Origin of the sequence: Chryseobacterium sp. SG20098 (assembly GCF_031844745.1) — a bacterium.
GTDB lineage: Bacteria > Bacteroidota > Bacteroidia > Flavobacteriales > Weeksellaceae > Chryseobacterium > Chryseobacterium cucumeris.
This window is the reverse complement of the sequence record NZ_CP134622.1, coordinates 5,085,218-5,098,298: the sequence shown is the minus strand read 5'-3', so window position 1 is coordinate 5,098,298 and position 13,081 is coordinate 5,085,218. Positions and strand designations below refer to the sequence as shown.

Sequence of the window (13,081 nt, the reverse complement as noted above, 5' to 3'; positions counted from 1 at the left end):
GTCAAAACTTAAAACTTGTAATATTCTTTGTAATAATTTAGGTAATCCTGCTTTCTGAAGATTTTGGATCGTGATTCCACTTTCTGGATATTTTTGATCACTTTGTCATAGTCTTCATCTACATTGTAATAAAAATCTTCTGTGTAAAGCTTATTGAAGCGTCTTGCTCCTCCGTAATAATCCTTTCCGTCGATAACCGTTTTATCAAGTGCTGTCAGCAACGAATCTTTTTTAAGATTATATCCGTAATACTGATCATTTACGTAGTAATCCTGATGGGTAATATTAATCAGACCACGAAGTTTATTGACTTCAAATGCTGAATCGTAAAGCATTTTCTTGTTCTGATCAAAAACCTGAATAGAGTTTTTCCCTTTATTCAAATCCACATGCACATACTGCCCCGCTGAAATAATTCCTTCAGATCCGTTATTGATCTTAAAGTAATACGTATTCGGGGTAGGATTATCTACCACATAATAATTCTTCTTGGCTAAAAAAAGGAAGTAGATCCCAAAGGCAACGATAAACGCCACAGCTGCAATAAGTAAGCCTTTTAAGGACGAGTTGTTTTTCATAGATTGTAAAGTACAATTTTTGCAAATTTAATAATATTTTTAATTCTCCGTTATTAATATTAATTATTAACTTTGCATCTTTAAAAAAATCATATAAACGAATGCCGAATACGATCATTATTGGCTCTGGATCTTATATTCCGAACAGAGTTATTGGTAGAGATTACTTCATGAATTCCGAGTTTTATACTGAAGACGGAGTAAAGATTGAAAAGCCTGTGGAAGAGACCATTGCGAAATTTGTAGAGATTACAGAAATCGAAAACAGGAGATTCATTGAGGATGATCTTTCCAATTCACAAATCGGTTATGAAGCTGCAAAAATCGCCCTTGAGGATGCAAAAGTAGACGGCGAACAACTGGATTATATCATCTATGCAAGCAATTTCGGGGAAGTTACAGAACATGGATATGCTGATTTTATGCCTACAATGGCAGCGAGAGTAAAGAATAAACTGGGAATCAAAAACAGAAAATGCGTAACATATGATATGCTTTTCGGATGTCCGGGATGGGTGGAAGCTATGATTTTGGCGGATAACCTTATTAAAGCTAAAGTAGCTAAAACAATTCTTGTTATAGGAGGGGAAACTTTAAGCAGAGTAACAGATCCACATGACAGAAACAGAATGATCTTTGCAGACGGTGCAGGAGCTGTAGTAGTAAAAGCAACAGATGAAGAGAATGTAGGGATTATTGCCCACAACACGATTTGTGACAACGGACCTGAATTAAATTATCTTGAAAACCAACCTTCCATCAATAAACAAGTAGATCAAAAACGCCTATATGTAAGAATGTTAGGAAGAAAAATCTATGAATACGCTCTAAAAAATGTACCGGTTGCGATCAAGGATACCATTACTGATGCCGGTCTTTCTATTGAAGATATAGACAAAATCTTAATTCACCAGGCAAACGCTAAAATGGATTATGCTATGATTGAAAGACTTCACAGACTTTATGATGTAAAAGAATACGATCATGCCATCTCTCCTATGACGATCCAGGATCTTGGAAATACTTCTGTAGCAACAATTCCTACTATGTATGATTTAATAATTAAAGGAAAAATGGAAGGTCAATCGTTTAAAGATAATGGTAACATTGTAATGACTTCGGTAGGTGCCGGAATGAACATCAATGCTATCGTTTATAGATTTCCTAAAAAGTAATATTTAAACCATTAAAATATAAAAGCACAGGGAAGTTTATTCTTTGTGCTTTTTTTGATCAGACATGCAAAAGAATTTTTTAATCATCGCCGGAATCTTCCTTTTTTTGGAAGTGTATATTTATCAGGCCATCAGAACACTTACCGATAATTTCTGGATCAGAATCGGATATTGGATAATTTCTTTGGTTGTGTACGGGATTTTCGCTTACGAATTCACTCACTATCAGAGATCAGATAGAAGTATGGCAAGAACCCAGATCATGATTTCCTTATTTTTGATCTTTATCCTTCCTAAAATTTTCATAGTTCTGTTTTTATTAATTGATGATATTATCAGAACCGGAGGTTATTTAATCGGCTTCGCCAAACCCTCCGAGAATTTCTTCCCGGAAAGAAGAAAGTTCCTGAGTCTGGTTGGATTAGGAATGAGCGGAGTACTTTCTGCTCTTTTCATAGACGGAATTACGTTTGGAAAGTACAGACATAAAGTAAGAAGAGTAAGAGTAAATTTTGCTAACCTTCCGAAAAGCTTTAAAGGATATAAAATCATTCAGATTTCAGACGTTCACAGCGGGAGCTTCTCAGATCCGGACAAATTACAGCATGCGATTAACCTGATCAACGAACAGAAACCTGATCTGGTATTATTTACCGGAGACATGGTGAACAATGTTGCAGACGAGTTCAAACCTTTTATTCCCTTGTTTTCAAAAATTAAGGCCAAAGACGGAAAATTAGCCGTGCTAGGAAACCATGATTACGAAGATTACGTGACCTGGGAATCACCTGCAGCTAAAAAAGAAAACCTTGACACCTTAATCGGCTATGAAAAACAAGCTGGTTTCGACATGCTGAGAAACGAACACAGAGTCATTGAAAAAAACGGAGAAAAACTATACATTCTGGGAGTAGAAAACTGGGGATTAAAACCATTTCCTCAATTCGGAAGAATAGATGATGCTTTAAAAGGAGTGCCAGAATCCGCTACGAAGATTCTGATGAGCCACGACCCTACTCATTTTGATTATGTGGTTAAAAAGCACCCTTCAAATATCCACTTAACTCTTTCAGGGCATACCCACGGAATGCAGTTTGGTTTAGATCTTAAAAACGTAAAATGGTCACCCGTACAATACAAATATCCAAAATGGGCTGATTTATACGAAAGTGAAGGGAAACTATTATATGTAAACAGAGGTTTTGGTGTATTAGGATACCCAGGAAGAGTGGGTGTACTGCCGGAGATTACGCTTTTTGAGTTGAGCTAAAGGTCCGGGGTTCCGTATCCGGTACTGGTTATTGGTTGTCTGGTTGTGAGTTGTTTTTGTTTCTGGTTACCTAGTGCGTTAAACTCTCAAACTCAAAACCCCTGCTATCTGCGACCTAAAAAATATAATCTTTCATACGGGAAGTAGCCATTTCCCTGTCATTGAGAAAAGTAAGGAGGGCATCTAATTTGTCCTCCATTTTTTTGCCCGAAAATAAGCTCCGGTAAAAAGGAATATCAAAACGGTATTTTTTGAAATCTGTAAACTGCCATGTGTTCAGATAGATCAGTACAAATTCTTCATTCTGCAAAGTTTCCAGCACCATGTTCTGGTAATATTTCATCGGCAGGATCTGAAACACGAAATCATTATAAGGAAGCTGACTATACGGAGAAATACTTTCAGGGACAATACTCAAACCATCCTCTTCTGTAATTTCGGTATCTCTTTTGAGTCTTTTAAAAGGAAAAAGAATATTGGCATTATCGATATTGGAGACGTAATTAAATTCCATCAGCTTTAAAGTTTCCTGAGCAACTTTTACATCTTTCTGACGAATTCCTCTGATCTGTTTTTCCAAAAGATCCTGAATATTCTTCTTGGCATTTTCTATTTCTTCAGGATTTGATCCTTTATTATAAAAAGCAATTTCATGCCCTTTGGATGAAATTGCTTTTATTAAATTCTGAAGTTTTTCGGTAAGAGAAACCTCTACAAAAAAACTTGATTTGATATCATGAATATCTAAAACTCTAAGAATCGCTTTGGTATTATCTTCGGTGATTTTCAATCGCTCTTCATCAGTAATTTGAGAGCCGTTTTTTACTTCAGCCTCAATACAAGTGATGTTAAAAGTTAATAATACCATTTAAATTAAAGTTTATATAAATACTGTAATATATTAAAAATCAGATGTTAAAAGTAAAAACAATTAAAGTATTACTTTATATTATTAATCCTTTCCTAATTTTACTTTCAGATTTTTAATCATATCTTTTGTCATTTCCGAAATTCCGAAATCATAAGTCAGACCCCAGTCTTTTTTCGCTACTGAATCGTCAATAGATGCCGGCCATGAATCTGCAATTGCCTGTCTGAAATCCGGGTTATAATCAATCGTAAAATCCGGAATTTCTTTTGTGATTTCTTCTGCCAATTCTTTTGGAGTAAATGACATTCCACCTAAATTATAAGAAGAACGAACTGTCAAACTTTCTTTTGGAGCATCCATTAATTTCAAGGTTGCATTAATGGCATCATCCATATACAACATCGGCATTCCTGTATTTTCGGAAATGAAACTTGTATACTTTCCGTCTTCAATCGCTTTGTAGAAAATCTCAACAGCATAGTCGGTAGTTCCACCTCCCGCAGGAGTCTTCCATGAGATCAATCCAGGATATCTGATACTTCTTACATCCACACCATATTTGTCGAAATAGTATTCACACCACTTCTCCCCTGCCATTTTAGAGATCCCATAAACAGTTGTTGGATTCAATACCACATCCTGTCCTACCTCATGCTTTGGAATTCCTTTTCCAAATACCGCGATAGAACTTGGCCAGAAGATCTTTTTAAGAAGTCCTTCTTTAGCCATTTCACAAAAGTGAAGCAATGGTTCAAGATTCAGCTTCCACGCAAAAACAGGCTGCTTTTCCGAAGTTCCGGATAAAAGTGAAGCAAGGTGATACACTGTCGTTATCTCATAATCATGAATCACCTGTCTTACCAATTGAGTATTGGTAACGTCCATTCTTTCGTAGTGTCCGGCAGAAGTAATTCCTTCCTGCCATCTGTCCAATCCTGAAGCAACAACGTTTTCCGCTCCGTGAATTTCAACAAGTCTGTTCGTAAGTTCGGTACCAATTTGTCCCAAGGCACCTGTAATCAGTATTCTTTCCGTATAGGATTCCATTTTTCAGATTTTTTTTTAGAATTGTACAAAAGTAAAAAAAACATGCCAACCATAATAAAAAAGGTGTATTTAAAAAACATAGCCCTGATAAACTACAGATATTTCAATTAGATAATCTCAATGAAAGAAAAAATCAAATGCAATGATCATCAGGCTGTGATTAACTGAAAATTCAATAATTTTGTTGTAAAGAAAAAACAATCATATGAAGAAGATTTTAATTGCTTCGATGCTTTTGGCAGCTCAGCTAAGCTGGGCTCAGTTCACAGATATCAATATTATCAAAGAAGTACAGGTAAAGAAGAAAGGTGTTGTCGTCTCTGCACACCCGTTAGCCAGTGAAGCGGGAGCTAAAATCTTAAAAATGGGAGGAAATGCCTATGATGCCGTTACTGCAACACAATACGCCCTTGCTGTAGTTTATCCTCAGGCAGGAAATATCGGAGGTGGCGGATTTTTGGTAGGTGTAAAAAATAACGGTGAAAAATTTACGCTGGATTACAGGGAAACTGCTCCTAAAAAAGCCTCCAGAGACATGTATATTGATAAAAAAGGAAAAGCAGATACTGATCTTTCCCAGAACGGAAGACTGGCCGTAGGTATTCCCGGAAGTGTAGCAGGATTCTTTGCTACTCTGAAGTACTGTAAGCTTCCTATGGAAAAAATCATCCAGCCTGCTATTGATCTTGCCGAAAAAGGATTTGCCATTACCGACAAGGAAGCGGAAATGCTGAATAATCAAAGAGAAAAATTTCAGAAGCATAATAAATCTTCGATCATTTTTGTAAAAGAAACTCCGTGGAAAGCCGGAGATCTTTTGGTTCAGAAAGACTTAGCTGAGACATTGAAACTGATCCAGAAACAAGGTGCTAAAGGTTTTTATGAAGGAAAAACGGCTGATCTTTTAGTTGCCGAAATGAAAAGAGGAAACGGAATCATCACTCTTGAAGATCTTAAAAATTATAAAGTTGCTGAAAGAAAAGCGCTGGAATTTGATTATAAAGGAAGCAATGTTGTCACGATGCCTCTGCCTTCAAGCGGCGGAGTTCTTCTTGCCCAGATGCTCAGAATGGCTAGTTTTGAAAACCTTGAAAAGTATCAGCAAAACTCTACAAAAGCAGTTCAGATCATGACTGAAGCAGAAAGAAGGGCTTACGCCGACAGAGCAGAATATATGGGTGATCCGGATTTTATTCAGGATAAAACCTCTTATCTGATCTCGGATGAATATCTGAAAGGAAGATGGAAAAGCTTCAGTTTTGATAAGGCAACTCCAAGTGCAGAAGTTGGTAAGATTATAGAACAACCTAAAGAATCTATGCAGACTACTCATATTTCCGTATTGGATAAGGATGGAAATGCAGCTTCTGTAACCACCACACTTAATGGATACTATGGAAGTAAAGTTCTTGTTTCAGGAGCCGGATTCTTTTTAAATAATGAAATGGATGATTTCTCTATCAAACCCGGAGTCCCGAATATGTTTGGAGCAGTAGGTGGAGAAGCTAATTCAATACAACCTAACAAGAGAATGCTCTCTTCGATGACCCCAACCATCATCCTTAAAAACGGAAAACCTTATATGGTCGTGGGAACACCAGGAGGAACTACAATTCCTACTTCAGTGTATCAGTCTATCGTGAATGTAGTGGATTTTAAACTGAATGCGAATATTGCGGTGAATGCACCTAAATTCCACCATCAATGGTTACCAGAAACTATCACCGTGGAAAACAATTTCCCGGAAAGCACTATTTCTGAACTGAAAAGCAAGAATTACATCATTGAAAAGACAAAATATATTGGTAAAACAGAAATGATTGTCCTTGATGAAAACGGAAATATTCATGCTGTCGCTGATGGCCGTGGAGATGATTCTGTAGCAGTGGAATAATTTATATTTACAATTATACAAATAATATTAGCTAAAGCTTGATTTTTAAAAAGCAAATGCAGTTTCTAAAAATCAAGCCTTAGCTTTTATTTATAAAGCTACTACAAGAGATTCTTTTCAATTACCTTCGTTATGTTACTAAATAAATTTCCAGTTGATGTCTTTAATAAAAAAACTCTCATTGCTGAACGATCTTTAATTTTAAACATTTTCTGCTTTATCTAATTCTGCCAGGATTTTATCCATTATTTCTTGAGTGGTAAAATAAATTACATCATTTTTTGAATCATCATATTTTTCATTTTCGTTTTGAACTAGTAATTGGGTTATATCAGGCACTTTATCTTTGAATATTAAACGAACAATACCTCCATATCCTTTTGGAATGACACCAATATTATCTCCTTTTTTTAAAGAAACAAAGTCTAATTCTGCATCAATTTTTTGATAGCCTTTAACATCCTTCCTTCTAAAAATGATATTAAATTTTGTTCCAACAACAAAATCAAAATCACTTCTGTTATTATCTAAATAAAGTTGCTTTTCTTTATTTATGGTAGGTAAATCATAATACTTAATATCTAATTCTGAATGTGCTCTGTGAGAAAAAAGAAAGGGGTTACAAACTAATTCAGTTTCATTTAACTTTTCAAACATTTCATTAGTTAATATATTCATAATTTTATTTTTTAAATTTAATAATCTTTTTATAGAATTCCTGTGCTTCTTTAGGTGTTAATTTTTTTGTCTCTTCTAATAACATATTACTGCCAGGAATAGAGTTACTTGTAATTGTTTTAGGAATGTCAATCCCATATAACTCATTAACTAATTTCCTTGCGTCTTCTATAGGAATCTCCCTTACAACGAAATCAGATAATTTTTCAGGTGAAGTATTAATTATAACTTCTAATTCTTTACTAACTCGATAGTTAGCAGATTGTAAATTTAAACCTTTTAAATCTTTTGGAACATAAACTTGCAAAACACCTTTTGTTCCAGGCTTAGATGAAGATTCTATACCAAAGATGACAGCTCTTATCGGGTCTGTAGAAGTTGAAACGCCATACTCTATTGAATTACTATTACCTGTAAAGAGTTCTCCATTTATACTTCTTGTTGTTCCTCTGAAGAGAACTTGTATTCCTACTTTTTCTAAATTCTCAGCCATTACATTTTGGTCTACTTTCCCCAAAAAATCTATAAGTTCCTCTACAGTTTTTATTTTCCTACCGCTTAGAATCCTTGATAAAATAGCAGCACCTCTTGCAATTCCTGCTCCAAACTCGGGTAACAACCCTGCAGCAATATTATTCAGGATTATCCAAAACTCTTCATCTATTTTTTTATTAGTAAAATATTCAGCAACAAAACAAGGAATATATAATTCTTTACCCTCCTCAACTACAACTTTCATAGGACTAAAAGGGTTTTCACTCTTATTTCCAATTTCCTTTTCAGCATAATACATTGGAAAAGAATCTTGATTATGAGCAAATAATGCAGTACCTACCCTATATTTTTTTTCTCTTTCTAAGTAATAAGCAAAGCCGGTGTATCTTATAAATGGATCATTAACTTCACCAGAAGGTTTGTATTCCTCATAATCAACGTCAAATTTCCATGCCTGTTCGAGTTCTTTATTGGTCCAGTTTTTAAGACCAATTCTTGAAAAAATTGTAATTAATACTTCAATATGTTTATTGCTGAATTTTTCAAATATTTGACGGACAATTTCAGGGTTTTTATTGATTTGATTATACCACCAATTCGCATTTTTTACACCTTTCAGCAGATTAATAATTGAAATATTTTCATTGGTACCAGATGTATCAATAGCTTTTTCAGAAAGGGAAACAAAATCCTTCCAAAGCATTTCATCGGTAAGATCTTCCAAAACAAAATCAGGAATGTTTTCGTATAAGGCATCAATGAAATCAGGATTGTTTTTAGCAGCTGCAAAAAAATATTTATAATATCGGATAATATCATTTTTCATCTGCTCGGCTTGTGAATTACCTTTTATAATTCGCAAAAATTCAATAAAAGTTTCTTCATTCCCAGTATAAAGCTTTATGGCAATGTATTCATCATTCAGCTTAAAATCATAGAGAGTTTCAGTTGCATCCGTTTGTGCATCAGAAAACTTCTTATTCTCTCCATCTTTATAGATAAAGTTAAGATTATAGGTTACTTTATAATTGTCAAAATAAACTCCAAAATTATAAGAGTTGCTCAATAAGTTTTTTCTGGTATTCAGTTTGGATACGTCAAAAAAAGCCAGAGTTTCTTTATTGTTCTTTTTATATACAAAAGGTTTGTTATTTTTAATACTGCTGAATACAGGAATACCGAATGAAGAAGAGCCTGAATAAATAGTTTTATCTTCCAATAAATATTTTTCTGGCTCAAATAAAAAGCTTTTTATCAGTCCTAACTTTTCTTTTAAATCTTTTGCCAGAAGTTCATAGTTAATCCCTCCTGTATAAAAGTCTCCAGATAAAGCATCATAATCTTCGGAGGTAGGTTTATAAAAAAGACTATTTTTACCAAAAGGTGTGCTTAATGCAAGCTCATTGGAAATTTCATCAAATGTTTTGTTGGTTCTTATTCCCTCAAAAGGATCTTTACCACTTCCGTAAATTCCTTTTTCAAGTTCTGCCAATTGTATGATACGACTTCCTCGAAGTATTTGCTTACTTTCTTCGTCAAAATCATCAATGTCTTCTAAAATATTTTCCATAAAATCATGTTTTTATTATTTGTTTTTTCTGAAACGTTTCTAAAGCAAATGTAAATGGAAGTAGCGACAAGACTTGACGTGTTAAAATAATCTCCTATACTTTTTTAGTATTATAAGAAATCGCATATTTTTTAAAATTTTTCCGACTCTAATGTCTAGCTCAGTTTATCCATAGACAAAACTTCTCAACAGATTCTTTTCAATGACTTTTGTCATGTTTTTAGATAAATTTTCTTAATTTTCGCCTTTAAAAAAACAAAACGACTGTTCTTTGAAAGCAAAAAAAATACACAATCAGCTTTATTTCCAGGTGATTATCGCCATCATTGCAGGTATTCTTCTGGGAAAATTTTATCCTGAGTTAGGAGAAAAGATGAAACCTTTGGGAGATGGATTCATCAAATTGGTAAAAATGATTATCGCTCCGGTAATTTTCATTACGCTTACGTTAGGAATCGCCCACATGACCGATTTGAAAAAAGTTGGCAGAATTGCAATCAAAGCAATGATCTATTTTTTTACCTTTTCAACTCTGGCTCTTATCATAGGGTTATTAGTAGGAAATATTCTTCAACCGGGTCATGGTTTAAATATTGATCCTTCTACTCTTTCGGGTGATGTTTCACAGTATCAGGCAAAAGCTCATGAATCAACACTTACGGGATTCATTATGAATATTATTCCGGAGACATTATTCAGTCCGTTGGTGGGTGAAAATATTCTTCAGGTACTTTTGGTAGCAATTTTAATGGGAGTTGCTTTGGTTTTAACAAAAGAAAAGAGCCAGAAAGTAACCGATTTTTTACAGGATCTATCAACTCCGGTATTTAAGATCGTTCATATGTTGATGAAACTGGCCCCGATAGGTGCTTTCGGAGCAATGGCTTTTACGATCGGTAAATATGGACTACATTCTGTTCTGAATCTTATATTCCTCGTAGGTACATTTTATATTACATCAATCCTGTTTGTGATTCTGGTATTGGGAGCGGTAGCATGGTATAACGGATTTAATATTTTCAAACTCCTTTTCTATCTTAAAGAAGAACTACTTCTCGTTTTGGGTACAAGCTCATCAGAATCTGCTTTGCCCGGAATTATGGAAAAACTTGAAAAGGCAGGTTGTTCACGCGCCATTGTAGGCCTTGTGGTTCCTACCGGATATTCTTTCAATCTAGACGGAACTAATATTTATATGACCCTGGCCTCTCTCTTTATCGCGCAGGCCTTAAATATTCATCTTCCTATCGAAAAACAACTGATGCTTCTTTTGGTGGCTATGCTAAGTTCAAAAGGGGCAGCTGGCGTTACAGGCGCCGGATTCGTTACCCTTGCCGCAACATTGGCAGTAGTTCCTGAGATTCCGATTGCAGGAATGACTTTGATTCTTGGAATTGATAAGTTCATGAGCGAATGCAGAGCTCTGACCAACGTAATTGGGAATTCTGTAGCTACCGTAGTAGTTGCCAACTGGGAAAAACAGCTTGATAAAAAGCAACTTCAATACTGCCTGGATCATCCGGCTGAAGTGGAAAAGAAACTGGAAGTGTAAATAGATTGCAGATGGCAGGTTTAGGTTGCAGGAATTGGGAAATAATCAAGGTTCAAAGTTCAAGGTTGTGTGTAACACGTAACCCGAAACCCAATAAACAGCAACTAGTAAATCGGAAACAAAATTAACCTGCATCCAGTACCATAAAGCTTTAAATCAAAATACTTAAACTCGCGGGTTGAACTTTAACATGGATTGGTGATTTGATCTTATTGAATTCACCGTCCAGATGCCAGTTTTTGGTATTGACCTTAAATGATATTTCAGAGACTGGAAGATAGGTTACATATTCATCATCTTTCAGTCTTTTAGTAAACATTCGGAAAGCAAAAAGTGCTGAATAAGTAAGTGGAAACTTTTTTACCAAAACCATGTCAACCAGTCCATCACTTTTACTGGCTTTCGGAGCAATATAGGCATTGTTACCAAACTGACGGGTATTGGCAATGTTCATCATCAGATACCTTCCATTGTACTGTTGATATTCTTCATCAAAAAATTTCACCTTGATAGGTTTGTAATTGAAAAAGGTTTTCAGGGAAACTTTGATATAATTTTTGAATCCACGGCTTGTTTTTTCAAATTCCTTAACCACTTTACCGTCAAATCCTGTTCCCGAAACATTGATGGATAGCCTGTCGTTTACCGTAAAAGTATCAATCTTTCGGGAGTTTTTAGCTTTTATTTTTTCTAAAAGTTCATCCAGATTTTTACTGAATTGTGTTTCATTGGAAAATCCATTTCCTGAACCTGCGGGAAAAATTGCCAGAATTTTATCTGTGTAAATAAGATTTTTGGCTACTGTAGAAATAGTACCATCCCCTCCGATAGCCACAAAAATATCAACCTCTTCAAAATGGGACTGAATAAATTCATCTGTTCCTGGAATAGATTCTGACACATAGTACAATGGGTTATTAACCTTTGTTTTAAGTTCGTTTAAAAACGGCTGATAATTTTTTTTGGCCGAAAAAGGATTGATAATAAAAGCTACTTTGTCCATTACCACAAAATTAAAAAATGCTTCCAAAACTGGAAGCATTAATTTACTTAATTTTCATTCTTTCTTTAAATTCTGTATTTAATGTACCTTTCAGATCTTCCCATGAAACCGGAATTGTAATGTCTCCGGCAGCAAAAGCAGCAATTTCATACGGACTGTAGTGAAAATACAGGTTTTTATCATCAAAATAAAAGTTGTCTGATGCCGGAATTTTATCCACTAAAAGCATTTCTGAGTTCTTCACTTCTCCGTCACCATCCATTGTACCACTATTCATTTTATCAATATTTTTCATCAGAATGGCTTCAATTTTATTTTTAGGCATTGAAGTAATGTCTTTCAGTTCTAATTTTTTGTTGTTTTTAAGATCAAAAACCCTTTCGGAAAATCCGTAGTTATCATGTGCTCCTCCTTCATACCCGCTTCCCAGATACTGAATATGCATATAACCGTTAGAATTAGAAATAAGATTCATATGCGAGCTTGAATACCAGTTTTGAGCATAAGTAACATCTGAAACCCAGTCTTTATTATCATTTTTTACAGAATTGAAATAATTAGTTTTTTCATTATCCAGATAAGCCTGAAGACCAGCTTTGGAAAAATCTTTAATCTTTTCATTCTGGAAATAGATGCTGTCTAACAGTTTTTTATCTTTTAAAGTTGGAAAAACCAAAAGCTTTGAAGTAAAGCTCACTTTTAAAGAATCCGTAATTTTTGTAGAGTCATTGACTTTCACAGAGTCTACTACAAATTCTTCAGTGGCTTTGTTTTCTATTTTTTCTGCTGATCCTGCTGTTTCATTTTTTTTACAGGCAGTAACAGCTAAGAAAGAAGATAGTGCTATAACAGCAATCGTATTTTTCATAATTCTATTTTTGGGGTATCAAATACAAAAACCATTCAAAAGATGAATGGTTTTTGAAAAAAAAATATTTTTTTATTTAA

General features: G+C 34.6%; 11 protein-coding genes. 4 read left to right on the top strand and 7 right to left on the bottom strand.

All coding sequences use genetic code 11. The features are described 5' to 3' along the window. Positions 1 to 8: 8 nt before the first annotated feature. Complete coding sequence (locus RHP76_RS23255) at positions 9 to 578, bottom strand: hypothetical protein (protein ID WP_062670900.1); 570 nt, start codon at positions 576 to 578, stop codon at positions 9 to 11. Positions 579 to 679: 101 nt separating this feature from the next. Here RHP76_RS23255 and RHP76_RS23250 point away from each other — a divergent pair, with 101 nt between their 5' ends. Beyond that, a complete protein-coding gene (locus RHP76_RS23250; RefSeq protein WP_311229177.1) occupies positions 680 to 1,753 on the top strand; it encodes a 3-oxoacyl-ACP synthase III family protein in 1,074 nt (357 codons plus the stop codon). A gap of 64 nt (positions 1,754 to 1,817) precedes the next feature. Continuing rightward, the gene (locus tag RHP76_RS23245; protein WP_311229176.1) at positions 1,818 to 3,023 is read left to right on the top strand and encodes a metallophosphoesterase; all 1,206 of its coding nucleotides are present in this window, start codon (positions 1,818 to 1,820) and stop codon (positions 3,021 to 3,023) included. A gap of 115 nt (positions 3,024 to 3,138) precedes the next feature. Here the strand turns inward: RHP76_RS23245 and RHP76_RS23240 are convergent, their stop codons facing one another. After that, on the bottom strand, positions 3,139 to 3,891 hold the full coding sequence (locus RHP76_RS23240; protein ID WP_277694451.1) for a polysaccharide deacetylase family protein: 753 nt from the start codon (positions 3,889 to 3,891) through the stop codon (positions 3,139 to 3,141). An 84-nt stretch (positions 3,892 to 3,975) separates the two neighbouring features. Beyond that, positions 3,976 to 4,941: an NAD-dependent epimerase/dehydratase family protein gene (locus tag RHP76_RS23235; protein WP_062670908.1), complete on the bottom strand. Its 966-nt coding sequence runs from the start codon at positions 4,939 to 4,941 to the stop codon at positions 3,976 to 3,978. Positions 4,942 to 5,146: 205 nt separating this feature from the next. On the opposite strand from RHP76_RS23235, the gene ggt reads away from it, so the two are divergent. Continuing rightward, complete coding sequence (gene ggt, locus RHP76_RS23230) at positions 5,147 to 6,835, top strand: gamma-glutamyltransferase (RefSeq protein WP_216444993.1); 1,689 nt, start codon at positions 5,147 to 5,149, stop codon at positions 6,833 to 6,835. A 201-nt stretch (positions 6,836 to 7,036) separates the two neighbouring features. Here ggt and RHP76_RS23225 read toward each other — a convergent pair whose 3' ends face one another. Continuing rightward, a complete protein-coding gene (locus tag RHP76_RS23225; RefSeq protein ID WP_311229175.1) occupies positions 7,037 to 7,513 on the bottom strand; it encodes a lysophospholipid acyltransferase family protein in 477 nt (158 codons plus the stop codon). Between the two features lie 4 nt (positions 7,514 to 7,517). Beyond that, the gene (locus RHP76_RS23220) at positions 7,518 to 9,578 is read right to left on the bottom strand and encodes a hypothetical protein (RefSeq protein WP_311229174.1); all 2,061 of its coding nucleotides are present in this window, start codon (positions 9,576 to 9,578) and stop codon (positions 7,518 to 7,520) included. Positions 9,579 to 9,849: 271 nt separating this feature from the next. Between RHP76_RS23220 and RHP76_RS23215 the strand changes: the two genes are divergently transcribed. Then, a complete protein-coding gene (locus RHP76_RS23215; protein WP_062670912.1) occupies positions 9,850 to 11,130 on the top strand; it encodes a dicarboxylate/amino acid:cation symporter in 1,281 nt (426 codons plus the stop codon). A gap of 151 nt (positions 11,131 to 11,281) precedes the next feature. Here RHP76_RS23215 and RHP76_RS23210 read toward each other — a convergent pair whose 3' ends face one another. Both RHP76_RS23210 and RHP76_RS23205 read right to left on the bottom strand, forming a co-directional pair. Next, positions 11,282 to 12,133 carry a diacylglycerol/lipid kinase family protein gene (locus RHP76_RS23210; RefSeq protein ID WP_062671591.1) on the bottom strand — a complete coding sequence of 284 codons (852 nt, stop codon included), beginning with the start codon at positions 12,131 to 12,133 and terminating at the stop codon, positions 11,282 to 11,284. 43 nt (positions 12,134 to 12,176) lie between these two features. Next, positions 12,177 to 13,001 (bottom strand): RsiV family protein, encoded by an 825-nt coding sequence (locus RHP76_RS23205; RefSeq protein WP_288442345.1) that lies wholly within the window; start codon positions 12,999 to 13,001, stop codon positions 12,177 to 12,179. Positions 13,002 to 13,081: the final 80 nt, after the last annotated feature.

Excerpts from the sequence above, each read along its gene's own strand:
- RHP76_RS23255 (WP_062670900.1), bottom strand. The coding sequence starts at position 578 with ATGAAAAACAACTCGTCCTTAAAAGGCTTACTTATTGCAGCTGTGGCG.
- RHP76_RS23250 (WP_311229177.1), top strand. The coding sequence starts at position 680 with ATGCCGAATACGATCATTATTGGCTCTGGATCTTATATTCCGAACAGA.
- RHP76_RS23245 (WP_311229176.1), top strand. The coding sequence starts at position 1,818 with ATGCAAAAGAATTTTTTAATCATCGCCGGAATCTTCCTTTTTTTGGAA.
- RHP76_RS23240 (WP_277694451.1), bottom strand. The coding sequence starts at position 3,891 with ATGGTATTATTAACTTTTAACATCACTTGTATTGAGGCTGAAGTAAAA.
- RHP76_RS23235 (WP_062670908.1), bottom strand. The coding sequence starts at position 4,941 with ATGGAATCCTATACGGAAAGAATACTGATTACAGGTGCCTTGGGACAA.
- ggt (WP_216444993.1), top strand. The coding sequence starts at position 5,147 with ATGAAGAAGATTTTAATTGCTTCGATGCTTTTGGCAGCTCAGCTAAGC.
- RHP76_RS23225 (WP_311229175.1), bottom strand. The coding sequence starts at position 7,513 with ATGAATATATTAACTAATGAAATGTTTGAAAAGTTAAATGAAACTGAA.
- RHP76_RS23220 (WP_311229174.1), bottom strand. The coding sequence starts at position 9,578 with ATGGAAAATATTTTAGAAGACATTGATGATTTTGACGAAGAAAGTAAG.
- RHP76_RS23210 (WP_062671591.1), bottom strand. The coding sequence starts at position 12,133 with ATGGACAAAGTAGCTTTTATTATCAATCCTTTTTCGGCCAAAAAAAAT.
- RHP76_RS23205 (WP_288442345.1), bottom strand. The coding sequence starts at position 13,001 with ATGAAAAATACGATTGCTGTTATAGCACTATCTTCTTTCTTAGCTGTT.